The 23,397-nt window shown below is 52.2% G+C and carries 16 protein-coding genes and 4 pseudogenes; 1 reads left to right on the top strand and 19 read right to left on the bottom strand.

The window, feature by feature from the left end; genetic code table 11:
- Nucleotides 1–20 precede the first annotated feature (20 nt).
- The 5 genes and pseudogenes from ACLJPE_RS20710 to ACLJPE_RS20730 form a co-directional block, all read right to left on the bottom strand.
- A complete protein-coding gene (locus ACLJPE_RS20710) occupies nucleotides 21–2,531 on the bottom strand; it encodes a fimbrial biogenesis outer membrane usher protein (protein WP_000669620.1) in 2,511 nt (836 codons plus the stop codon).
- 23 nt (nucleotides 2,532–2,554) lie between these two features.
- Nucleotides 2,555–3,292, bottom strand: coding sequence for a pili assembly chaperone SafB (safB, locus tag ACLJPE_RS20715; RefSeq protein WP_001530955.1), 738 nt, complete (start codon nucleotides 3,290–3,292; stop codon nucleotides 2,555–2,557).
- 83 nt (nucleotides 3,293–3,375) lie between these two features.
- Entirely contained in the window at nucleotides 3,376–3,870 is a 495-nt protein-coding gene (locus tag ACLJPE_RS20720; RefSeq protein WP_039514478.1) for a pilus assembly protein, read from the bottom strand.
- Between the two features lie 763 nt (nucleotides 3,871–4,633).
- A pseudogene (locus tag ACLJPE_RS20725) lies at nucleotides 4,634–5,204 on the bottom strand (integrase core domain-containing protein); the annotation flags it as partial.
- Nucleotides 5,138–5,335, bottom strand: coding sequence for a transposase (locus ACLJPE_RS20730; RefSeq protein WP_001224041.1), 198 nt, complete (start codon nucleotides 5,333–5,335; stop codon nucleotides 5,138–5,140). The pseudogene ACLJPE_RS20725 and the gene ACLJPE_RS20730, both read right to left, overlap by 67 nt.
- Before the next feature lie 52 nt (nucleotides 5,336–5,387).
- Here ACLJPE_RS20730 and ACLJPE_RS20735 point away from each other — a divergent pair, with 52 nt between their 5' ends.
- Nucleotides 5,388–5,702: a SymE family type I addiction module toxin gene (locus tag ACLJPE_RS20735; protein ID WP_023892102.1), complete on the top strand. Its 315-nt coding sequence runs from the start codon at nucleotides 5,388–5,390 to the stop codon at nucleotides 5,700–5,702.
- A 66-nt stretch (nucleotides 5,703–5,768) separates the two neighbouring features.
- Here ACLJPE_RS20735 and ACLJPE_RS20740 read toward each other — a convergent pair whose 3' ends face one another.
- From ACLJPE_RS20740 to ACLJPE_RS20805, 14 genes and pseudogenes are all read right to left on the bottom strand, one after another.
- Nucleotides 5,769–6,047, bottom strand: coding sequence for a hypothetical protein (locus ACLJPE_RS20740; protein ID WP_077677834.1), 279 nt, complete (start codon nucleotides 6,045–6,047; stop codon nucleotides 5,769–5,771).
- A 124-nt stretch (nucleotides 6,048–6,171) separates the two neighbouring features.
- Nucleotides 6,172–6,258: pseudogene (locus ACLJPE_RS20745) on the bottom strand (hypothetical protein); the annotation flags it as partial.
- Between the two features lie 352 nt (nucleotides 6,259–6,610).
- Entirely contained in the window at nucleotides 6,611–7,057 is a 447-nt protein-coding gene (locus ACLJPE_RS20750; RefSeq protein WP_031564739.1) for a hypothetical protein, read from the bottom strand.
- 341 nt (nucleotides 7,058–7,398) lie between these two features.
- A pseudogene (locus ACLJPE_RS20755) lies at nucleotides 7,399–8,214 on the bottom strand (RHS repeat-associated core domain-containing protein); the annotation flags it as partial.
- A 141-nt stretch (nucleotides 8,215–8,355) separates the two neighbouring features.
- On the bottom strand, nucleotides 8,356–9,201 hold the full coding sequence (locus tag ACLJPE_RS20760) for a hypothetical protein (RefSeq protein WP_001084940.1): 846 nt from the start codon (nucleotides 9,199–9,201) through the stop codon (nucleotides 8,356–8,358).
- Nucleotides 9,202–9,210: 9 nt separating this feature from the next.
- Nucleotides 9,211–13,299 carry an RHS repeat-associated core domain-containing protein gene (locus tag ACLJPE_RS20765; protein WP_039514481.1) on the bottom strand — a complete coding sequence of 1,363 codons (4,089 nt, stop codon included), beginning with the start codon at nucleotides 13,297–13,299 and terminating at the stop codon, nucleotides 9,211–9,213.
- An 18-nt stretch (nucleotides 13,300–13,317) separates the two neighbouring features.
- Nucleotides 13,318–13,764: a DcrB-related protein gene (locus tag ACLJPE_RS20770; protein ID WP_000375832.1), complete on the bottom strand. Its 447-nt coding sequence runs from the start codon at nucleotides 13,762–13,764 to the stop codon at nucleotides 13,318–13,320.
- A gap of 23 nt (nucleotides 13,765–13,787) precedes the next feature.
- A complete protein-coding gene (locus ACLJPE_RS20775; protein WP_039514482.1) occupies nucleotides 13,788–15,977 on the bottom strand; it encodes a type VI secretion system Vgr family protein in 2,190 nt (729 codons plus the stop codon).
- A gap of 396 nt (nucleotides 15,978–16,373) precedes the next feature.
- Nucleotides 16,374–16,895 (bottom strand): DUF2778 domain-containing protein, encoded by a 522-nt coding sequence (locus tag ACLJPE_RS20780; RefSeq protein WP_000968384.1) that lies wholly within the window; start codon nucleotides 16,893–16,895, stop codon nucleotides 16,374–16,376.
- Nucleotides 16,896–16,918: 23 nt separating this feature from the next.
- Nucleotides 16,919–17,335, bottom strand: a complete 417-nt coding sequence (locus ACLJPE_RS20785; RefSeq protein WP_072102662.1) for a DUF2195 family protein — start codon at nucleotides 17,333–17,335, stop codon at nucleotides 16,919–16,921.
- On the bottom strand, nucleotides 17,332–18,120 hold the full coding sequence (locus tag ACLJPE_RS20790) for a TagF domain-containing protein (protein ID WP_001254128.1): 789 nt from the start codon (nucleotides 18,118–18,120) through the stop codon (nucleotides 17,332–17,334). Before ACLJPE_RS20790 ends, ACLJPE_RS20785 begins: the two co-directional genes overlap by 4 nt.
- Nucleotides 18,120–21,989, bottom strand: coding sequence for a Type VI secretion protein IcmF (gene icmF / locus ACLJPE_RS20795; protein WP_039514486.1), 3,870 nt, complete (start codon nucleotides 21,987–21,989; stop codon nucleotides 18,120–18,122). Before icmF ends, ACLJPE_RS20790 begins: the two co-directional genes overlap by 1 nt.
- Before the next feature lie 33 nt (nucleotides 21,990–22,022).
- Nucleotides 22,023–22,431, bottom strand: a pseudogene (locus ACLJPE_RS20800) (Shiga toxin A subunit).
- A 188-nt stretch (nucleotides 22,432–22,619) separates the two neighbouring features.
- The gene (locus ACLJPE_RS20805) at nucleotides 22,620–23,393 is read right to left on the bottom strand and encodes a Rap1a/Tai family immunity protein (protein WP_039514488.1); all 774 of its coding nucleotides are present in this window, start codon (nucleotides 23,391–23,393) and stop codon (nucleotides 22,620–22,622) included.
- Nucleotides 23,394–23,397: the final 4 nt, after the last annotated feature.

The following is a 23,397-nucleotide window of genomic DNA, read 5'->3' on the forward strand; positions in this document are numbered from 1 at the left end:
ATTCTCTCCTTCAGAATCGGCTATCTGCAGAGACCGCTCATTTGATACAAGCCCGCGATTCCCTTGTGGGCAGGTAGCTGGTAGTTAACCCGACATTGCTGTGCTCCCCATTTCACCGTCAGTTCGCCCTTATCCGCCAGACCAGTGAGATAAACCTGGCTATCAGTATCCACCAGAGCAGCACTGCCATCCTGCCCATTGACTGTAACCTGCGCCCCGAAAGGAATGGCGCTACCATCTTCCCGTTTCAGCGTCATCAGTGCCCTGGCCCCGATGCGAGTGTGAAACTTCGCTTCCACCACCGCCCCTTCGGTTGGCACCACGCGCACATCGGTTTGTGTGACCTCTGCGTCATCCGGTAGTCGCGACGGATCGAGGCTGACTGTATTCTCCTGATAGACGTTCAGGTTGCCCACTGTGGTGTCGCCACGAAAATCCGTCTTAACGCCAGGCCAGCCGCCAACTGGCACCCCCGAGGCCCCTGGCGCTTCAACCAGCGCCACTGAGCCTTGCAAAGGTTGCCCCAGCGTCACACCATGATGGTGGATAACTATACCTCCCGCGATATTGACTCCCATCTGGCTCATCGCCCGGCTGTAGCTATAGTCACCACCTAACAGGCCGTAAGCCCCATTCCATGCCAAGTGCAATGCGCTGTTATTACCACCACCTGGCGGGGCATCGGCACGGTAACTCTGACGCACCTCCCAATCCAGTTGCTGACTGAATGCCTCTCCGTTGACCCCCACTTGTTGCGTCTGACCACCGTGTGATGGTGAAGTCATCTGCCAACTGGCACTTACATTATTCCCCGTCCAGCGGCTTAATGGCATACTGAACCCCAGGCTGGTTATGTTCTCTTTACGGTGCGCGCCATTGCGCCACAGCGTTCTGTTTTGATTCCAGTTCAATGACAGCGAGCCCCCTCCGATAGAGGTTCCCCAACTCAGTCCGTAGCTGTCATCATGACCGGGGCGATTACGCCAGTCGGTACGGGAACCGGTTAAACTCAGATTGCCCAAATGCCTCCCCCATGACTGACTCAACATCAGGGTGGTACGCGAGCTCGGCTGCAAATTATCTCGCCACGACCATAGACGGTTGCCATCATGTCGATAACTGTCGAGCACATCGGATAAGGTGTTATAGCCCTGCGAGGCATACTGCCATCTCGTCAGAAAAAAATTTGTCCCCGTCGCAGTCAGCTGGTTGCTGTAACGCAGTCGCCAGGAGGCTCCTTGCTGTACCGCCTCCCCCTGACGCTGACTGTGTGTGTCGCTTCCATCGACAGATAAACTCCCCCATCGCCCGAGAGATCCCCCCAAACCAAGCAATGCAGCTTGATAGTGCGTTGCACTCTGTATACCGCCGTATGCAGTGAGATTCCACGGCAGACCATACATCAACGTAGCCTGCGCGATCTGCGCCTTATCCGTTGCAGAGTCTGACGATCGGTATCGGCCCGCCAACAGGCTGTACTTCAAATATCCCTGGTGCAGTGCTATCGCCGGGGTCTGATACGGCACCACAAACATTTGTGTACTGCCATCGGCCTCCCACACGGTGACATGCAGATCACCACTACTGTCTGTTACCGACAGATCCCGCAGTGCAAACGGTCCGGGCGCCACGGTGGTGTTGTAAATGGTGTAACCATTCTGTTTGACCTCCACCCGAGCCTGCGTGCGGGCAATCCCACGCACTACTGGAGCAAACTGCCGCTCACTGTAGGGCACCATGTTGTCATCCGATGCCAACATCACACCGGTAAATGGCACACTATCAAATATCTCCCCCTGCGAAGTCTTTTGCCCCAGAGTCAGACGACTTTTTAGTGGGTACAGTCCACGCTCAGCATAGGTATATGCTGCCTGCCACTTCCCCGACAGTTGACTACTCCGCTGCCAGCTGGTCGCATTGCGGACACGCCACGCACCTATATTGATTCCCGGTTGCAGTTGTACCCAGGAAGAGTTGTCACGCCTCTCCATATCCATTTTGTAATCCGTCTGCGTTGTCCTCGCACTGTAGTTCATCAGAAACGCCGGAATACCATCATCCCAGAGATCTTCAGGAGCGATCCCCTTAAATTCCGGACGCAACGCCAACTGCGGAATACTCAGTTGCAGTTGCTGATTATTGATATCCAGTACCGCTTTAGCCTGTGGAATGGCGGTCAGATCCGCACACTCATCTGGGGTCTTTGCTGCTTTCCACAACTGAGGGTAATCTTCCGTTTTTACGCCGTAGCGTGAAAGCTGACTGACCGTCAAACAAGGAGCCAGAAAAGGCGTTCCTTGCCCATCCTTTTCCAATTTGAACACCACATCACGGGTGTCGACACGTTTACCATTCACCATCACGTCCACTCGATAAGTCCCTGGCTGTTGTACCCCCTGGTTAAAGAGCGACATATCAACCCCTTTCGCTGCATCGCCCAACATTGATGCATCGAATGTGTAAGCGTGCGCATTTGCGCAATGAACCACTCCCGCGATGAACAGTAGCAAGGCAGGTTGTTTGAACTTCATTTTCTGCCGCTAAATCCTTGAATTTATTTAAAAACGTAGTGGAACGGATGACTTTCACCACCTAAGTCTGTAATAATTTTCCACTCGACATCACCACGAGTGCCACCTGGCATATTTAGTGTTTTGTCAGCAAAGGGGGGGATATACTCAAGCCCTGTAATGGGCTTTCCCCCTACTGTGACAGAGGCTAAATTCATGTAAAACGGGGTGGGGTTCTCTACCTTAAGTTTGTTGCCCGTCTCCACCCATCTTAAATTTCCTGCAACATCTTCCGGCGTCCCCTTCACGGCATCCGGGCGGAAAATCAGCTTGTCACAGGTGCTGATGGACAAATTGAGGTCAAGGGTCGCGCCCTTAGCCTGTGTATCCGACTGTTCATTTTCGGGTGGTAGCGCCTTTATACAGACCCACTGTAAAGTCTCGCGATCCGTTGGCATGTCACCACCAGTACGGATAATACGCAGTTGACTCTGCTGGTTCGCTTCTAAACGAAATAGAGGCGGCATCACCATAAAGGGGGCTGGCGAATTTTTGTCTTCTGCTTTGACTGAAGACTGAACCAAAATAGGGTAATTCTGCGGGTTGCTCACCGAGAGCGTCGCGCTTGGTGTACCAGCGTGATAAATCACACGTGTAGCTCCCAGCTTCACGCTGAATGATTTAGTGGCTGAATTTAATTGCTGCCTGGCGGCATATACTGAAACCATAGAATTAGAGGCGAACAAAGCTGCCGCCATTAAAACAAAATTAATTGTTTTCATATCAAAAATTGTAAAAGAAAAATGAAAAACTTGATGTGTATTACGCCTTAAACAAGGCGCAATACACTAATAGTTGTTTACTATTAAGGCTGATATCCCACTACGTCTACAGTCAGTGGGTACGTATCAGGTGAGATATCCTGACCCGCTACTGCAATAATATCAATTGGGACATTGGTATCAAAGGTGAGCCATTTTCTCCCATTCCACATTACCGGGACATGAGTTTTGTTTAGATCATAATCTGAAAAGCGCACAATGATTGGGTTGCCACCATTTTTACCAGTTATTTTCCATTCACTGCCAGCATCGTTCATTAGCGAGCCAGAAATCCCCCTGACCCCGAACTCTTTAATAGAAGTAGAATCAACTGTAAGCTTCGCAATATCCATATCCTTAGCATTCTTCCCAGCCATTAAGCCTGGCATCTGATCAAACGATATGGTTAAATGTTCGGGAGCGGCAAAGCTAATATCCACTGATTTCTGTTGCTCTGTGTTCGGCAAAACTGAAGCATAACAACTAGCAGCCATCATGCTCAACGCACTTGCGATAATCAATTTTTTTATGCTTTTCATTTGAATAACCACCTTTTTTAAACCAAATTAAAATAATCCAGCACATCCAGAATACATAACGCCATACCAAATCTTACCGTATGGAAAAATCCGTGGCTGGTAATAACAGCTTGTACTTATTGGTATTTGTTACCAATTCAAATAAGTAATGTTATAAAAATCTATATATCAGAGCACCTCTTAATCTGAAAAAAATTGCGTTATTGCCAATATAAACAGTGTTGATGTTAACATCGTGTTGTCAGGGTGGAATAGAATACTAGTCAAAAAGCAATTATACCTTCCATTTACATTCAAGTGATAACATTACAATGACACCCACCACACTGGGTGTGGGAAACTTATCTTCGAAGAGAGGATAATTATCAGGCATCGTTGCAACATTGTTTATATTTAAACATACATCTCCTAACTCGACGGTAAGATTATTAGTTAACTTTTCCTCGCAGGGAAGATCTTTAGTGGAAAATCTTGTTTTCCGAAACGGAAAAGCAATTATAACGCTCCAACGAGAGTCTCAACACTAAGAGCTGACTGACACAGGCCAGACTGATTATACAGGCATGAAAAAGCTCTCCCCTTCCTTTCAGTTCTTGCTGGATTATGCAAACGTCGCACCACCTCCCCGTGAACATGGCACATTAATTTGAAGCAGCTCTCATCCGGTATCGTTTTTCAGTGCAGCGAAATTCATCGCAGGTGCCCCTGTAAATAGACCCGTTTTAGTTCCATGCATTTTTAAGATTCCGGCCAGATAATGTTGTTAGCGGTATTCCTTCGGTATCATATTGTTCCGCGATTCATATGGACGTTCGCAGTTATATTCTGATAACCCTTTATCCGCAATTTCCCGCACCTCATTCAGCGTTCTGAACAGATAAGAATTGAGTATTTCTGTACGGTATGTCCGGTTAAAGCGCGCGATGAAAACGTTTTTCTTCGGCTTACCCGGCTGGATAAACGCCAGCTTTACTGCATGTTTCTTTGCCCATTCAGCCAGTGCCAGCGAGATAAATTCCGGTTCCTTATCCATACGCAGCATGGCCAGATAACCGCGGTTGCTGTAATCCTGTCGAGTACACGGACCACTCGCAGAGCTGGCAGATTCAGATCGATTTCAATCGACAACGCTTCACGATTACAGTCATCAACAACATTGAACGTGCGAAAACGACGCCCACAGACCAGCTCTGGTTCAGCGCTTCCGGCGTGACCAGTGGCGAGGGATTGCGTACCGGCAGCCGTTGTTTACCCTTACGGCGAAAATTCAGCTTGAGCAGACAGTAAATACGGTGGAGCCTTTTGTGATTCCACGCGTATCCCTGCCGCCGTATCCAGACTTCCAGTTGTCCCTGGTGGCTTCAGAAATACCGGCCTCCCGGTAGACATCTTTAACAGTCCGTCCGGATTCGACTGATCTAATCACAGCGATGATCTGGTGCGCAGTAAAACGGGCTTTACGCACAGCGATCTCCTGCGTTGGCAGATTGATTATGTCGGATGATCTCTAAATGTGAATGGCTCGATTATGCGGGATACTTACATACTCACGCATTGAGAGACTTTCAGTTCGTTTGTACGGTGAATGGATGCCGCAGGCGGGGTTTATTAACGGGATGCCCGTCAAGGTGCGGGTAATGAGGGATTGCATCGTGATCACGCCGCAGCATACCCACGGACTCTTTGTCTGTATTGAAGGGATGGGCGTAACCCGCATTAATAAACGGAGTGCAGAACAGTGGTTAAAAAAATTTCTGGGGGCGCTGAACAATACCGGAGATATTCCGGTGATTAAACGCAAAAGAACGGAACAGGAGTTAATGAGTAATTGATAATAAAAAGCCGGGAAAAGATAACCCCTCCGGCTTTTACACATTATTCCTCCGGTTCCAGATGTTTTATTTCAATCCTTTTGGTTTTATTTCGGGATGTTTTTCATATAATGGATTCATTATTTTAATAAGCATTTCACCCATGATCAAACCAACCGCTTCTCGATATACCTTAAATTCATCCTCATCACAACGGGACTGAACAACAGCAACAGATTCATCAAGTTCCTTACCGAATCTCAACATTAAATCACTAATTAATATAGCTGTATCCTTATCGTTAACCATACTTATTCCTGTAGTAAAAACATCAACAGCCTTGATTTTATTTGCATTCGTTAACACAATTCCAGCAAGCAAATCCGTTACTTTTTGTAGGTAAAGGCATAAATGAGCATTCACTAATGCAATTATTTTCAACCATTTTTCATCTTAATAACTTGCCAGGATCATCTCTATCAGTACCACAAGTAATAAGACCAAGAAGATCACTATCTGTAATAGGATTCAGCGGAGAATGATATCGGTTCCATCCCCCTTTCAGCCCTATTGGGTCAGATCACGCAATCTAACCGAAAGGTGGATCGTACAATCAGTTTCGTATGTAAATCATCAAACTCATTGCGTCATAGTTCATACGCTACCGCCCCCCCTGATAAGTTTAGCTATCTGTACGATACTTATTTTACTATTTAATAATCAGGTTAAGTAAAAAATCATCCAAAACACAGTGCTGTCTTAAAGTTGGCTATATCGGTATTTCCCACATCAATCGTAAAACCAAAATTTCTATCCAATATTCGCGTAGTCCCATCCCAGCCAACAACTTAAGGGCGATTGACTGGGCTGGGAAATCAAAATACTTTCAGTGAGAGATAATCGCTCAAAAATATTTATTCAATCAAAAATTATTTATACATAATATATTCACACTCTATTTTATTGTGGTCATAGTCTATTTGAATCTGAAAAGATAGATCGCAAGATATTATTCTTATCTCGTCTGAATGTAATTCATCAAAATTATAATCACTCGAAAACTCACTACTTATCTTATACATTCCGCAAAACTTCCATTCTTCATCAATTAATAAATAAGAAGAAAGACCTGCAACTTTCTCTTTAATAAATTCAACAAGTTGTTGATAGCTATCAATTTCCACTTTAATTTTTGAATTTATTTTCTTATCTTTAAGAGAATTTATAATATTATCAGTTTCTTCTAAGGTAAGAAAATTACCCCCTACAACAGTATCATTGGTAAATGATTGTATTTTATTAAAATAATCATTTTTGCATACATTAGCCTGAGCTTTTCTATAGAGCAATGCTCGTTTGTATTCAGATACACTCATTCGCATCCTCCTTTACCATAATATGCTTTCCCTTTACCATTACGTAATTGAGGTCGCCCATACTTATTCATTCGAGGATTTCCAAAATCATCTGTTTTAACTTGTCCTGCTTCCCAATGTGGCTTATCTGGATGACTAATATCCATTGTTTGCTCTTGTACGGATGATAAACCAGTGCCGCCACCTGGTTTTGGTGTTTCGTAAGAATATTCTCGACCAGAGCTATTTTGTGATTGGCTGATCGGTTGTTGGCTTGTGGGTATTCCTGCTTGCCTCATAGCTTCACGACGAGCAGCACGAGAAGAATCAAATGGATTGTTCTCACTGCCTATCGGTTCTCCACTTAAACCCAGCGGATCAACCCAACTTAACGGATTAGGCGCATACTGGTAAAGATTCAGCCCTCCCGCCAGTCCTATCGGGTCCTGACTGACGAACCTGCCACACTCCGGTGCATAATATCTGAACAGATTGTAATGCAGCCCCGTCTCATCGTCAAAATACTGCCCCGGCAGCCGCAGCGGCTGGTGAAAGTACGCCCCGCTGTTGCTGATGTCCGCCGCATTCTCTCCAAACCCCCTGATATATCCCGCCCACACCAGCGTTCCGTCCGCCGCCGTCACCTCCTGCGGCGTGCCCGTCACGTCCGTGTGGTAATACCACACCTGCCTGCTTTCTCCCTTTCCCGTCACGCTCGCCACCGGCGTGTACGGCTGTTCCGCATCGTACAGATAGGTCCGCCAGCCCTGCTGCTGCACGTTCTCCTGCAACAGCCTGAACCCCTCCCACACAAAGTCCGTCCGGCTCCGCGCCGTATGGCCCGTGTGCCGCCCGTACGTCGCCTTGCGGATTCGCCTGCCCAGCGCATCGTAGCCGTAGTGCGTCTCCGTGTTGCCGCTGATGACCCGCGTCAGTTGCCCCTGCGCGTTCCACTCCAGTTGCTGGTCGCGCCGCGTGGTCAGCTCGCCCCACTCGTTATAACCGTAACGGTCACGACCACAGCCCGGCAGCCGGTTGCTCATCACCGGACCCTGCCCTTCGTTATCCAGCAGGTTGCCCGCCTTATCGTAATAATAACGGTCATGGTCATACATCTGACCTGAGCGCCCGGTCAGGTAACCGCTTCTGTCATAGCTGTACACCACGCTACCACGCAGGCGGCGTACCGGGGTGAGAAACGCCATCGCGGGTGCCGGGGCCCGTTACGACTGGAACCATGAAGGTGCTCTGAAAGTTAAGTAATAAAAAGGCTGGGCAAATTTCAATGGTTCCCGGCAAATATCAATAATTGCCCCCTCTCATTTACCTATTTTCTTATTTATTTCGTCTTTCCTGTGACTATAACTTTTCTTATCGGGGTGAAAATCAACAGTTTTAAGTGTCGAAGAGTTAAGCAAATAGCTTAAATCTCCATCTTTTAAGTTCCAAAATTTAAGATTTTTAATACTTTTCATTTCTGGAATAAAAGAGAGTGAATCAACATCTGACAAAAAAAGATCACATATAGATTCGTTATCCCTTAGGAAAGAAAATTCAGTTAATTTTTTACACTTCTCAACATGCAGATAAGATAAGGTTTTTATTTTATTTATACTTGATATATCAATAACGTTGGGGGAGTAGGTAATTTTTAATGACTTTAAATTACTGAGAAGCTCTATCCCAGATAGAGTTTCTATACTGACACTACTTATTCTCAGCGTATTCAAGCTCCTAAGCGAAGATATAAATTCACAATTAGTGTTTTTTATTGAAACCAGTAAAAGATCTACTAGGGTATCGATATTTAAAATATCTATTTCGGCATCAGCCTTTGTTATATAAAGAGTTTCCAACTTCTGAAATTTAGAAAAATCAATACTTCCCTTTAAATACTTCATTGTTATTTTTTTTATATTTTTCATTTCATATAATGGCGATAAGTCAATTTTTTTTAGATCGATATCATCAATAATATGAAGTGAATGAATATTATCATTTTCAGTCAATGGCGATAAATCAAGTTTGTCATTGCTTTTTTTTATTGGGCTGACTATTTTTATGTTATGTAATTTCTTTTTTGCAGCATAAGATATTCCCTTGGATAGAATATCCAACGGTATTTCAAGATCGCCTGTATTCTCGTTATAATAAATTGAATTCATAATACCTCCTTAACAACCCTTAGATGCTCTATATTTACTATCTAATTTATTAGCTAATCGATTAACTTTTCTTTGTGTCTTAGCATCGGCAGCATCATATAATCTCTTACCAGGTGAGCTTATACGTTCGCTATTCGCGAAATCAGGAGAATACCGAGCATTATATTTTTCCATTAAACGATGCTCGACCATAAAACCTAATTTATCATCACCAAAATCCATATGCGCAAATTGTATCGCATTAGCCCTACCACCTATACGATAGTCCATCGAATCATACATTCTGGATTCAGGCCCTTTGCCAATATAATATGTAGTACCGTCAGTGAAAATATATGTCCCTGTCAATCCCCATGGATCGATCCAGCTTAACGGATTAGACCCATATTGATATAAGTTAATACCACCCACTAGCCCAATCGGATCCTGACTGACGAACCGCCCACACTCCGGTGCATAATATCTGAACAGATTGTAATGCAGCCCTGTCTCGTCGTCAAAATACTGCCCCGGCAGCCGCAGCGGCTGGTGAAAGTACGCCCCGCTGTTGCTGATGTCCGCCGCATTCTCTCCAAACCCCCTGATATACCCCGCCCATACCAGCGTTCCGTCCGCCGCCGTCACCTCCTGCGGCGTGCCCGTCACGTCCGTGTGGTAATACCACACCTGCCTGCTTTCTCCCCGCCCCGTCACGCTCGCCACCGGCGTGTACGGCTGTTCCGCATCGTACACATATGTCCGCCAGCCCTGCTGCTGCACGTTCTCCTGCAACAGCCTGAACCCCTCCCACACAAAGTCCGTCCGGCTCCGCGCCGTATGGCCCGTGTGCCGCCCGTACGTCGCCTTGCGGATTCGCCTCCCCAGCGCATCGTAGCCGTAGTGCGTCTCCGTGTTGCCGCTGATGACCCGCGTCAGCTGCCCCTGCGCGTTCCACTCCAGTTGCTGGTCGCGCCGCGTGGTCAGCTCGCCCCACTCGTTATAGCCGTAACGGTCACGACCACAGCCCGGCAGCCGGTTGTTCATCACCGGACCCTGCCCTTCGTTATCCAGCAGGTTGCCCGCCTTATCGTAATAATAACGGTCATGGTCATACATCTGCCCGGAACGCCCGGTCAGGTAACCGCTTCTGTCATAGCTGTACACCACGCTGCCACGCAGGCCGTCGTCAATTGTGCCCACCTCGCCGTGGTTGTTCCAGTAATAGTCCCTCGACGTCACGCAGCCCTGCCGCGCCGGGCGCTGGCCGGGAAGAACAGGGGCACTGCCGGACGCCAGACTGCGCTGCCAGCTCAGCAGCCCGTCGTCGTCATAGCCGCTGTACGTCGCAAGCTGCCCCTGCGTGCGCATTATCTGACGGTGCAGGCTGTCGCGCTCATACTCGCTCACCGTCAGGCCATCCAGCGCCGTCTGTAACAGATGCCCGCTCCCGTAATACAGATGCGTCAGGTGCTGCCCGTCCGGCAGCGTGATGTCCGTCGGGTTGCCCAGCGCGTCGCGCTGATAACGTATGCTGCCGTTCCCCGCGTGCTCCGCCGTCAGCCAGCCGCTGCGGTCATACTCAAAACGCACCGTGTCGGCCTGCATCCGGTGCTGCTGTTGCCCCGCCTCCGTGGGCGTGAGCGTCACTGCCGTTATCTGGTCCAGCCGGTTGTAGCTGAACGTCCGCTGGCCGTGTTCATTCTCCGTCCGTAACAGACGGCCCAGCGCATCCCGCTGCTGCGTCTCCCGCCGCACGCCGCCCTGCGTGCCCGTGGTCTGTATCGCCGTCAGATAACCGCTGTCGTCCAGGATAAAAGTACGGCTCAGTCCGTCCGGGCGCACCTCACGCACCAGCCTGCCGTCCGCATCGTGACTGAACCGGTACTGCGCCCCGTTGCCGTTGGTCAGCGCTGCCACCCGGCCTTCCGGCGTGTACTGCCAGCGCGTCTCGCGCTTCTCCTCATCCGTGTGCGCCGCCAGCAGACCGCGCGGCGTATACCGCCAGCTCTCCACGCTCCCCGTGATGCGCCGGTGGCTGCTCATCAGCCCCAGCGCATTCCAGGTATACCTGTCCTGCTGTTTCCCCGGTGAGTTCACCGTCTCCGGCAACCCAAGTCGGTTGTAGCTGATGCGTACCACCTTCCCTTCCGCGTCCGTCACCCGCGTCAGGTTGCCGTCCTCATCGTGGTCATATCCTGTGCTGCGCCCTGAACAGTCGGTGTACCGCGTCATCTGCCCCCGGCTGTCGAACGCCGTCACCACCGTGCCGCCCGCCGCATCCGTCCGGCTGCACATCTGCCCCTGTTCATCGTAAGCGTACTGCGTCACCCGCCCTTCCGGGTCCGTCTCCTGCACTGGCTGGCCGTGGGCGTTGTACTGCGTTTTCCAGACAGCGTCATCGTCCAGCGCCGTGCGCGTGATTTCGTCGAACTCGCCGTTCCACTGCGTCTGCGTCACCCGGCCTTCCGGATCTGTCGTCTTCACCACCCGGTTCTGGATGTCATATTCATACGCCACCGTGCGACCGCCGGGCAGCTCAATGTTGACAGGGAAGTGGTCTTCGTTGTACGTGAAGCGGTACATTCCACCGCCCGGCGTCCGGTGCGCGGTGATATACGTTTCCCTGTCGTACCACCACTGCCATGTCTCCCCCTGCCTGCCGGTGACGGTGGTGGTGCCTGCGGCAAAATCATAGTCAAAGCGGTAATGTTCGCCGTCACTGGTGTCGTGCTCCGTCACGCGCGGCGCGCCGTCGAGTTCCTGCCAGCGGTAGCGGCAGGTGAACCCCGCCGCATTGCTGTGCGCCGTCATCAGCCCGTTTTCATAAGCAAACTGACGCACCTGCGTTCCCGCCCGGTTCACCACGCCGGTCAGTTGACCGTTATCGTCATACCGGTACTCCACCAGATTGCCACGGGTGCCGCCCTGCACCAGTTCAATTCGCGACAGCCGCTCCCCTGCCGGGGTCTGTGTGCGGTGCAGTAACAGGTGATGCCCGCTGCTGGAGGCTATCCGTACCAGTCTGCCTCCTTCGTGCCCGAAGACAATGCGCTGGCGGTGCGGCGTCTCCATAAACAGCAGGTATGCCATGCCGTCACTGTCAAAATCACCAAATACGTAATAGCTGCGATCGGTGTAATGCAGCACGTAACGCCCGTCATGCAGGCGGCTGAGGTATAACTGTTCTTCCGGGTCAAATATCTGGTGGCCGGGCGTCAGCATTGTTTTCGGGTAACGCAGCTCCCGCCCCTGTACGCCGGTCAGCGTGATGTGTTCATCGTCCTCGCGCAGGCTGGTTTCCCAGTTCAGCCGCCAGCCCCGTCCCAACAGTCCCACGGTTTCCAGGTGGCTGGCGTAAAAACGCGAGCAGGTGACCGGCAGGCGACCGGGCAGGGTGAAGTCCGTTTCCGGCAGCAGGATTTTCTGCCCGGTGGTCACATCCACCGGATTGCTGAACAGCCCGCTGATAGCCTCACTCACGGCCATCCCGGTAAGCTCCCCGCCGATAAACTTAGCGGCACATTTAGTGCCAAATTTCGTCCCCAGCTTTGCCGCCTGCCGCCACGCCCCGGCCAGCCCACCGAGCAGACTCGCCACGACAAACAATACATCCACCACCTTGCGCAGCCAGTCCGGAATTTCAGAACTGATTTCCAGTACCGTCTGTGTGCCGCCGCCGAGAAACACATTCGGCGAACCGTCTTCAATCACCGCATCGCATTCGGTGTGGTCATCCTTACGGGCGGCAGGCTGGCTGTTGATGTAGATATTTTCCGACCCCTGGGCGATGCGTTTTTCTGCGATATGGTTATCGCATTTCACCGTACTCAGTACCGCGCGCGCCGCCGGGCGACTGTTGGTGCTGACATTCTCCGAACCGGTGAGGATTTTTCCTGCCGTGTGGTGGATGGAGCGCCCGATGGCCTCGCCCAGTTGCAATACCCCGGAGGCTATTTGATCGGCCATAAAACCCAGAATCAGCCCGGCAAGAATACCGCAGCTAAATAAGGCAAAGGCGGCAATCGCGATAATGGCGATGCCGATGATAGCGCCGATAAGAAATCCGGCGAGCGCACTGGTGTGGTAGATAGGATCATCCACACGGGCTGCTTCATACATGGTCACACCTCCGTGTGATTATTCGTTTTTATCCGGCTGAAAGCCTGCCAGCCAGGTGTTCCAGAGTAGGTCTGCTTTATCATCAAAAGGACGGGGACTGGTCAGGGTGAAGACCAGTACCTTGCCAGGGGTTGCAATAAACCCGGCCTGACGCTGGTACACTTCCGTTTTCCCGGATTTATGGGTGGCGGCAATTTGTTCCCCCATCAGGGCATCATTGCCCGTTCCTGCCTGTGCAGGCGCTCGCGACAATACCCGGTGCTGACCGAGATTTTTTTTCATCAGCGCAATCTGGCGGTCAATATAGGCGGGCAGGTCTTCATCAGGTTTTAGCGTATCGCGGGAAATATTCAGGCTGGGCGATGTTCGTTCATTGCCCTCCAGGATAAAAATATTAACGCTGCGATCCGTAAATGTTTCAGGCAGGACAAAACACCCTTCCTGTATGCGGTATGGTCGATCCATGAGAACTCCAGGTTTAATTCAGATCACTCAGAGGTGGGAAGGGGGGCAATATCATCGGCGGTTACGGCTGTGCCGCCATCCGGGTTCATATCAATACCTTTACCAATCAGTTGCATGACATCGCTGGTATGTAACATCAGTTGCTTGCCACAAAACTCAATGGAGCCGTCCTTATGTAAAACAAGCGCCGCATTGCCGCAGCGAAGCGTGAATTGATCGCCAACATCTAAACGATAAGTGGTGCCGATATTGATCGTCTGCGCCAGTTTTACGGAAAGGCCGTCATTCTTCGTTACCGTGGTGTTTCTGTCCTCACCAATACTGTTGGTTTCATTTTTAATAATGGTTTTAGTGCGATCCACCATAACCGTATGCGTTTCATTATTCTTCACCGTGGTGTTGAGATCTTTTTCCGCGTGGAACTTCACTTCCTCCGCGCCCGTTTTATCATCAAAACGCAGCATGTTGCCGTTCGTTGGCCCGCCATACAGCGAGTGGCTGAAGATCCCGCTCTGCGACGCCATTCCCGGCAGTCCCCACGGCGGCATGGTGTCCTGGTTGTAGGTGCGCCCCACGATGATCGGCAGATCCGGATCGCCGTTTTTGAAATCCACCAGCACTTCCTGGCCGATACGCGGGATCTGGATCATCCCGAAGCCTTTGCCCGCCCATGGGTAGCTGACGCGTATCCAGCAGGAGCTGTTTTCATCCATTTTGCCGTAGCGATCCCAGCCAAACTGTACCTTTACCCGCCCGTACTGATCCGTCCAGATTTCCTGGCCCGCCGGGCCGGTGACGATGGCGCTCTGCGGCCCTTTGGTGTGGGGTTTGCTCACCGTCCGCTGCGGGCGGAACACCTCGCGGGTGGGGTGCAGTTCAAAACGGGTGGAAAAGGTAAAGTGCTGGTCCTGCCCGCTGTGCTGCGCGTTGTCCTGCACAAACAGCAAGGTCTGCATCAGCAGGTATTCCTGATTGACTTCGGCAGTGGGATAGTTTTCCAGCGTGAAGGTATAACCAGTCATGAGTGTGCGGATATTCCCTCCCCCCAGCACCCGACTGCCGGGGCTGCGCTGCGCTTCCATACGAATGCGCGTCAGCATCTCGCCTTCACTCTTGTCGAAGTAGTCTCCCGGCCACTCATAATGCTCGTAGGTGGCATGACCGGTTTCACGCGGGTTTGCCACGGTGTTTGCCAGCAATGAACGTGGCTTCGTAAAATCGAAATCATCCAGCACCCACTGGCCAGTCCGCAGACTCTCGTTTGCCGTGATAGTGTGGATAAACTCCTTGTCCAGCTTCAGCCCTTCCTGGTGCCACTCGACCAGCGGCGAGTCCGGACATGCTTTGTGGGCGCTGATGGCATCCGCCAGCACCAGCGTGTGACTGTTCTCGCTGTGCTCAAACCACCAGTAGATGCCCCACTCCTGCATCAGTCGCTGAAGAAAATCAAAATCAGTTTCACCGTACTGTACCTGCCAGGTGCGTACCGGGTAGCTTTCCACCAGCCGCTTTTCCACCGGGTAGGGATATTCCGCCAGAACCTCATCCAGAATATCCACCACGGTTTTATTCTGGAATGCTTTGTAGTCGCTGGTATGGGTCAGCAGTTTTACCCACGGCTCCATACGCAGCTCATAGGTAACCGAACGCCCTTCATGGCCCACCACCCGCGCCGCCGTGACCAGCCCGCTGATATGCCGTTTACCGCCACCATCCAGTTCGATGTTGACGCACAGATCTTTGCCCACCATCGGTTTGAGCGGCAGGTTGGCCGCCGGGGAGACATAGCCCAGGTTCAGGGTGTCGGGCGTTTTTAGCTGTACCACATAGCTGAACAGTTCACTTAATGTTTCGCCGCCGTCCAGGCTGGCGAACAGTAATGCGCCCGGCGGTACGGCGCTGCCGCTGACCGTCACATTATGCGCCCCCGGCCCGCCTGCAACAGCGGAGACGATGGCCGATACCGCATCCTGCGCCATACCTGCGGCGGCGGCAGCCTGCGCCGCTGCCACCGCGGCTTTCACCAGTCCTGATGGCTCCGGCAATGCGCCAAACAGCGATCCCGCAGCCTGTTCCACGGCGGCTTCCGCCGCATCTGCCACGCTTCCGGCGACTGAATCTGCGGTGACACCGCCACTTTCTCCGGTTATCGGCGGCGTGGTTGTCGTCAGCCCTCCCATACCGGATTTATTATTTGTGGATACAAAACTCATGGTAGTGACTCCTTTAATACCGGATTAAAATAAATAGACTCACCGTCAGGAAACAGTGCCCCGCACTTTATAATGCAACCAGCCTGTTATATTTAAATATTTACCAGAAGAACAGGGTATATTGCTGACAAGAGCCATGAAAATAAAAACACAAAAATTAGCACATAACATAAATACTGAATTACATAAATAAGGAAATGAATATAACAATATTATGATTTTATTTTTATTACGCTTACCAGATTCGCATTGCATTTTATAAAAATTTGATTAATAACCAGCACACCGCCAGTCATATACTTTATCATTGGTGCTCGTTACTTATCTGGCCACCATTGTAATCATTGTCAACCACAGCACGTTCAGACACGATAATTTGATCCGGTTTTAACGGTATTATTGTTTTGTTCCACCATTCGTTTGCTGACCAGAAACATACTTAACATTAACCGTAAATGTCTTTTCACCATTTTCTTTTTCCGTCTCCTGTTTCAGAATACGGAAAAACACCGGTTCCACTTCAATACAACCATGACTGTAACCTTTGGTGGAATCATGGATATAAAAACCACCCCGCTTGCCCCCACAGGCTTTTCGGGTCTTCTCATCCGCTGATTCCAGCCGGATACGGTTATATCCCCAGTTCGCCCAGTATATCTCACATGTTCCGGCAGCCTGACCTCGCGGAATGGTACTCCAGCCCCATGATGGTCCCAGATCACAATCCGCAGCATTTCTTATCGGTGCCTCCCCCTGAAACTGAATAAACAATTTATAATTCCCTTCCGGTATCGCCGCATCCGGCACACACTGTTTATCTGGCCACTGTAAATCCGGTAACCCCGTGGTCGCCTTAAATATCCCGATACCAGGCCATGTCAGCTTTTGCCCGTCAAAAGTCAGTCTTACCGCCATCATCTTCTCCCTGACTATTCTGTGTATTACAGCGGTGGTGTACAACGTATCATTAGCGCCAGCTTCTGATCCCGTACAGACTGGTTATCCACCGATAATACAAAGCTGAAAGGATAACGTCCCTGCATCTTCGCCAGTGAGATATTCCCCTCCTGAAGGGAATATGCACTTCCGCGTCCGTAACCCTCAACATCCTGCGCCAGTAAGCTGGTATAGTTGATTAATGCTGAGAAACAGCCACATTCACCGGTACTTTTTTTCAGTGTGACCGTTGTTTTCAGAATGGTAAGGTTATCCATTTCCTGACGATGAACGGGATGGATATCCACACACTCCGCCAGCGGGTTATCAATGTTTACATCTGTTCCGCCCCAGGCAAATACGGGCAGGAACATTCCTGCACAGGCAGACATAAACAGAACCTCTACAGCGTACTTTTTCACAGCATCTGACCTCTATTTTCTTCATCCACCAGCCGCAGCGCATCCACATACCGCCCTTCACTGTTCTGCTGCCAGAACCAGCCTTGCCCCGGTGTTGCCTGCCCCAGCGTCTTACCCGGCCAGCCCGGCCACGGCAGATAACGCACGCCCGGCAGTTCTACTACCGGTGCTTCATCCGGCAGCCCGGTCAATTCCCGGCTGCGCTGCGATGTACGTCGTAACCCGCGCAGCCACTGCGCCCACCACGGCCCCGGCTGCCACATCGCCCATAGCTGGTCCACCTGCTCCGTCAGCCGCCCGCGCCGCATCGTGTCCGGCGTGATATGCTGCGCCGCCAGCCTCGCCAGCCAGTACAGCCAGCCCTGCGTCTCCTGCAAACTCTCGTCCAGCCACTCCCGACCGCAGCGCTGGTAAATCACCAGCGGCCACGGGCGTCCCACGCTATCCCGTGACGCCATCAGCACTCCGGTCAGCCAGTCAGTCGTCCCCCCCATCGGCAAAAATCCCGGCGACATCACAAAGCTCCACGGCAGCGGATGGTGTTCCGGCGCGGGCATATCATGTTCGCCACGCGGCGACAGGTGCATCCAGCCGTCACGCTCTTCATCGGTCGTCTGGCCTTCCGGCAACACGATATGCCGCCCGCTGCCCACCCACGTCTGGCGGTTCAGCCAGTCCTGCCATATTCGTCCCTCTTCAGCGCCCACCCGCCAGCGCACATAGTCGCGCTGGTCCGGCAGCCTGCCGAACATCGCCGGGGCTGATACCACCGCTGGCCGGCGCATTACAACGCCCTCGCCGGACAACTGAAGTTCTGCAACAGCTCCCGGCTGACCGGGTTAAAATCCCGCCCGGCGGTGATTTCCAGCACCACCCGGCGACCGTCAAAATCATATTCCACCAGTTGGCGCCCCCGCACCGCCGTTTCCTGCACCTTTCCGGCGTCCAGCAGATGAAACAGCGCCCACGGCCCGCCGGTCAGTAGCGTTGAGGTGTCCTGGCGAATACGCGGGCTGGCGGTGATTTCCGCCATCGAGCCGTTGCGCGGTCCCGGCCACGTCACTTTCAGGGGCCGGTCCGGACCATGGGCGTAGCGCAGCACCTGACCGTCGATATCAATCACCAGTTCCGTGATGGCCGGGTCCATATCCACCACGCTAATCTGCATCGACCAGGAAAATTTTTTCCCGCCCTCGCTGTTAAAAAACACGCTGCGGATCTGCTTCGCCTGCTGAAACGGCGTTAAATCCGGCCCCTGCAATGTCATGTTGCCTTCGGTCGGTTTGTAGCGCCACGGGTCGCTGGCGGTGTCCGCCAGCGGAGCCAGTTGTTTGCTCCAGAAAGCATCCAGTACGCCGCCGCTGGCGAAGATGCGGTTAAAGTCCTCGGCGCTGACCTCCTGCGGGCTGTCGGCGAACGGATAGCGCCCGTCGATGGCGTCACGGCAGTCGTCGCCCATCATCGCCTCCATCTGGGTGTTCAGCACGTCGCCGGTCCCGGCGTTGATTTTGCGCGTTCCCTGCTTCGTCAGATCCAGCAGGATGTTTTTCAGCGGCGCAGGCAGTTTCGCCGCCTCCAGTTGCAACTTGTCTGCGGCAGTAATGCGCGCTGGCAACGTCCCCGCCGCCAGCGCGCTATCAGCAATGGTCAGTTGGGTGTAATACTCGTTGAGCATGGTCAGCAGCGAAGCGATCTGCATCGTCCCACCGCCGCTCTGTCCGCCGTCCGTCCGCCCGGCAATGACCTCGCGCAGCGCGGCGAAACGATCATCCACCAGCGTTTTTTCCAGCCGTTCTTCCGGGTGAATATCCTGGAACAGTTTTGCCGTCTGTACCACTTTCCCCGCGTTACCGGATGCGCGCTGCGCCAGTTGTTTCTGTCTGGCCTGCGGGTCCGGCGGCGGCACCAGCGTGGTCTGCTCCACCACCGCTTTTCCCAGCCGCATCAGCGGTGAGTCCGGCGACGCCAGGGTGCGCAGCACCTGTAAATCATAGGCCAGGCCGGAACTGCCCTCTTCCCCGGCACTGTTGATACTATGGATACTGTCCAGAAAATCCTGCCAGCGGCGGGCATATTCCGTCAGGTACAAACGGCGGACTTCGCGGGCGACAGACTGCTCCTGCCCCGGTATCTGGCTGCGCAGGCTGTCAGTCAGCTTTTTTGGCGTACTCTCCCGGCCCATCACCCAGCCATCGTTCGCCGTCGCCGCCGCCACAAATTCCGGTAATCGTTTGTCGAACAGCTCCCGGTAACCTTCACGGGTAAAAATACCCGGCACGCCCCGATCCAGCGGCGCGCCGTTGCTACGCACAAACACCGTTCCCGCATCCGCGCCGACGGCGCGTACCAGCGTGAACTCCTGCGGCGCTTCGCTCTCCATCGCCGCCAGCGCCCGCGCATAGATACGCTCGGTACTGGTGTGACCGTCGAGGAATGCCCGCGCCTGGCGGATCAGTGCCTCATTTTTCTCATACGGTGAATGCACCACCCGGCTGCCGTCAAACAGCGCTTCGATATGCGTCAGCACGGCGGCGCGCCCGCCGAACCCGGCCACGCTGTCGCTGTTCCCCAGATCGTTAATCACCCACGACTGGATCTCCGCCGCGTTGTATTTATCTTCGTGATCTTTATCCAGATTCAGTAGCAGATAGATGCGCAGGGCATCATACGCAGCTTTACTGTCCTGACGGGCAATGGCGTCCGCCAGCACATACTCCATCCGTTTCACCAGCGGCGGCAGCAGCAGTTGATCCAGCAGACGGTTGTACAGCGACGCCACGCTGTCGGTTACCGGCGGTACGCTGTACAGACCGTAGCGCCAGGCCAGCGGCGGCGCGTCCGGGTCCAGTTCCGGCCAGGCGGACAGTTCCCTTGCGCTGTCCAGCAGTGCCGGGACGGGAGCCATCGCCGGTTTACCGGTGTAGGCTTTCACTTCACCATCCAGCCGGGTCGCGCGGGCGCTGATTTCATTCAGATAGTCGCCGTTGGTCTGCTGACTGGTCTGCATCCCCTGCCACAACAGGAATGCCAGCACCAGTACCAGCAGGTGCCCGCCGAGGCGCAGCAGGCGGTAACGCCAGGCCCACTGGAGGTTTGGCTCCACCAGGTGCGCTTCACGGAAAATAAACTGTGTCAGCAGGTCATGCAGAAAGTAGCTGCGGTTGCCGTCCGGCAGAGCGTGTGGGAGAGAGGCGGATGATTCGCCACGGGCGGTTTTTATCGCCCGGACAAAGCGCTGCCAGATACTCAACTGGTCGGCCACGGCGTCGGCCTGCGCCTGCGCGGCACTGGTGAAAAACACCCCGCGCAGCGTGTTATTCAGTTGCGTGGCATCGAATTTTGAATCGAGGAAGATCTGTTCAATAGCCTCCAGCAACGGCTCGCCGAGGGCGGCGAACTCACGCGGGAAGGTATACAGCCGCTGGCGGCTTTTAAGGTCGTACTCTTCCTGTAACCGGGTATCCAGTCCCTGATCCAGCCGCAGCGTCAGGCGTGCCAGCTCCTGCGCGCAGGCGGCGTGCAGCGCCTGCGGGTCGCCCGCTTTTCGCCTGCGGCTGTACGGCAGCGAGAAGCCCCAGATTTGTGCGCGAAGATGGCTGGTCAGCGTGCGAAAATAGTCACTGAAGCCCGGCAACAGATCCATTTTGGTGACCACCAGATAGACCGGGAAGCGAATGCCCAGCGTCTCACGCAAATCGGCCAGCCGCGCACGTAAGGCAGCGCAGGCCGCCAGGCGTTCCGCCGGTGACTGCGCGGTTAAATCCGCCACGTTTAGCGTCAGGATCACGCCGTTAAGCGGCGCGCCGGGGCGATGTTTACGCAGCAGACCGAGAAAGCCCTGCCACTCTCCGGCGTTACGCTGCGCGGCGCTCACTTCTCCGCCGTCATCGTGGCGGGCGTAGCGTCCGGCGGTATCAATCAACACCGCTTCATTGGTAAACCACCAGTCGCAGTGTAGCGTGCCGCCACCCGGCACTGTCAGGATACGCGAGGTCTGCTCCATTTGCTCCGCCAGCGGGAACTGCAATCCGGTGTTCAGCAGGGCCGTGGTTTTGCCGTCGCCGGGACTGCCGACCACCATGAACCACGGCAGCTCATACAGAAAGCGTTTTCCCTCGAAGATTTTACGCCAGCCAGGCATATCCACCCGCAACTGCCGCAGCTGCCGGATGGCCTGCGTGACAATATGGTTGACGGTGCGCAGGTCGGCTTTGATCTCGCCTGCCACCGGTACCTCTTCCCCGCGAGGATGCAGGAAGCGACGCAGCAGTTGTTCATCCATACGCAGCGCACGCCACAGCCGGTACAGGCCGTACAGCGCGTACATCAGCAGGATGAAACCAATCAGGGTCAGGCGGACCCACAGCGGCGCAAACGGATGGACATCGCCCAGGGCCAGCAGCGGTGTGACGAAGCCAATCGCCAGGCACAGGACACTGATGCCGATGATACTCATCGACCAGTTGACCAGCCACAGTACCAGCAGCATCAGCAACAGGGCAATGGTCACTACCCGGCTACCCACGGAGGCCAGCGGGCGCAGGGTATCAAATGACACCAGCGGCCCGACAAACCAGACCAGTAGCGCCAGAACCAGAACGCCCACAACTGCCAGCGCGCGCCGGGAAAAAAGCAGACTAAGAAATTTTTGCATTATATTTCGACTCGCCACCCAATAATCAATATTTTAAAATTCCCTGGATAAAGTAATATAACCATTAAATCTTACAGAACACTCATCAGCATTCATGAAGCTGGATGCAATGAAAATATCTTTTTCTTTATCTTTGTTAATATAGGTATATTTTGCCACGATATATTTAACCTGATTTTCATAGTAACTATCGGAATAGGATTTTTTATCTAATATTGCCACTTTATTTTTGGCCTTATCTTTTTCATAATCCATCCTGGCCAGAGATTCTGCATAGACCTTAGATACACTTTGTTTTATCCTTTATAATAGTAGCGACATCTATATTCAGGTCATTTTTTATGGCATCAAATAACGATGACTCCATTGATGCTCCAACCGTAGCACACCCATAACCCTGCGCATAAGAAATGGCAGGAGTACCCACCAACAGACAGACCATCACCTTAAACATATCAATCCTTTACCACCAAGACTTTATCTGAACTGGCAGCGATAACATTATCACAGGGTATACCTGTCATACTTCAGGCTGCATGTGTGTTGGCTTTCCTCGCTCACCCCAGTCACGAACTAATGTACGTTCCTGGGGATTCACTCCCTTGCCGCCTTGATGCAACTTGAATGATTTTATATATTACAGGGATACTCTATTAATTTATTTATGATAAGTTCAGCCGCGCGAGAATTCAGTTCCTCATTGGTTTTATTTTTAAGAGAAACATAGACTAATTCATTTAATGTTAGCGTCTTAAATAAATCGTATCCACACCATAGTTTTTTCTCCGTTGCATCCTCCACGCCAAGCAGATAGATACCCGCCCTGAGTTTATCCAGTTGATTACCAGATACCCAAAATTTAAAAAAGTCATTACCTGAAAGATTAAGCGCATCCGGCGTCAGGGATAACACAGGAGATGACCGGGAAGCAATTTTTACGGAGGGTTCAGTCCCCTGACAGGGGAAATTTTTAACTAATGCTTCCTCTATCAGCACCGAAGCTCTTGCATCAGGCTTTTTCACAGAGTACCGATCAAGCCAGGCCAGCACAGTATGGTTTATTGTTATACTGTCAACCTGACCATATCCACACCACGTCTTACCTTCTGTGGCATCCGCTACCCCCAACACATACATCAGTGTATTATCTTTTTCCTGTAAGTCATCACTGGCATAAAACCCCAGAAAATCCCGTATACTGAGGTTGACATTATCGGGGGAAATTAATCCTGCGTTAATCAGGGACCCGGCAAAAACGCCACCGGGTAATAAACAACATAAAATCATCAAAAAAACACGGATAGATCGTTTTATGTGATATGTCGCTGAGATCCGATAATAATCCCCCGTCACGCCACATATTGCCGAATGATGAGACACATCATAGGTCGATTTTTTTATCATTCAT

It is taken from the genome of Salmonella sp. SAL04196 (assembly GCF_046550835.1).
Lineage (GTDB): Bacteria > Pseudomonadota > Gammaproteobacteria > Enterobacterales > Enterobacteriaceae > Salmonella > Salmonella enterica.

Excerpts from the sequence above, each read along its gene's own strand:
- ACLJPE_RS20710 (WP_000669620.1), bottom strand. The coding sequence starts at position 2,531 with ATGAAGTTCAAACAACCTGCCTTGCTACTGTTCATCGCGGGAGTGGTT.
- safB (WP_001530955.1), bottom strand. The coding sequence starts at position 3,292 with ATGAAAACAATTAATTTTGTTTTAATGGCGGCAGCTTTGTTCGCCTCT.
- ACLJPE_RS20720 (WP_039514478.1), bottom strand. The coding sequence starts at position 3,870 with ATGAAAAGCATAAAAAAATTGATTATCGCAAGTGCGTTGAGCATGATG.
- ACLJPE_RS20735 (WP_023892102.1), top strand. The coding sequence starts at position 5,388 with ATGGCTCGATTATGCGGGATACTTACATACTCACGCATTGAGAGACTT.
- ACLJPE_RS20750 (WP_031564739.1), bottom strand. The coding sequence starts at position 7,057 with ATGAGTGTATCTGAATACAAACGAGCATTGCTCTATAGAAAAGCTCAG.
- ACLJPE_RS20760 (WP_001084940.1), bottom strand. The coding sequence starts at position 9,201 with ATGAATTCAATTTATTATAACGAGAATACAGGCGATCTTGAAATACCG.
- ACLJPE_RS20765 (WP_039514481.1), bottom strand. The coding sequence starts at position 13,299 with ATGTATGAAGCAGCCCGTGTGGATGATCCTATCTACCACACCAGTGCG.
- ACLJPE_RS20770 (WP_000375832.1), bottom strand. The coding sequence starts at position 13,764 with ATGGATCGACCATACCGCATACAGGAAGGGTGTTTTGTCCTGCCTGAA.
- ACLJPE_RS20775 (WP_039514482.1), bottom strand. The coding sequence starts at position 15,977 with ATGAGTTTTGTATCCACAAATAATAAATCCGGTATGGGAGGGCTGACG.
- ACLJPE_RS20780 (WP_000968384.1), bottom strand. The coding sequence starts at position 16,895 with ATGATGGCGGTAAGACTGACTTTTGACGGGCAAAAGCTGACATGGCCT.
- ACLJPE_RS20790 (WP_001254128.1), bottom strand. The coding sequence starts at position 18,120 with ATGCGCCGGCCAGCGGTGGTATCAGCCCCGGCGATGTTCGGCAGGCTG.
- icmF (WP_039514486.1), bottom strand. The coding sequence starts at position 21,989 with ATGCAAAAATTTCTTAGTCTGCTTTTTTCCCGGCGCGCGCTGGCAGTT.
- ACLJPE_RS20805 (WP_039514488.1), bottom strand. The coding sequence starts at position 23,393 with ATGATAAAAAAATCGACCTATGATGTGTCTCATCATTCGGCAATATGT.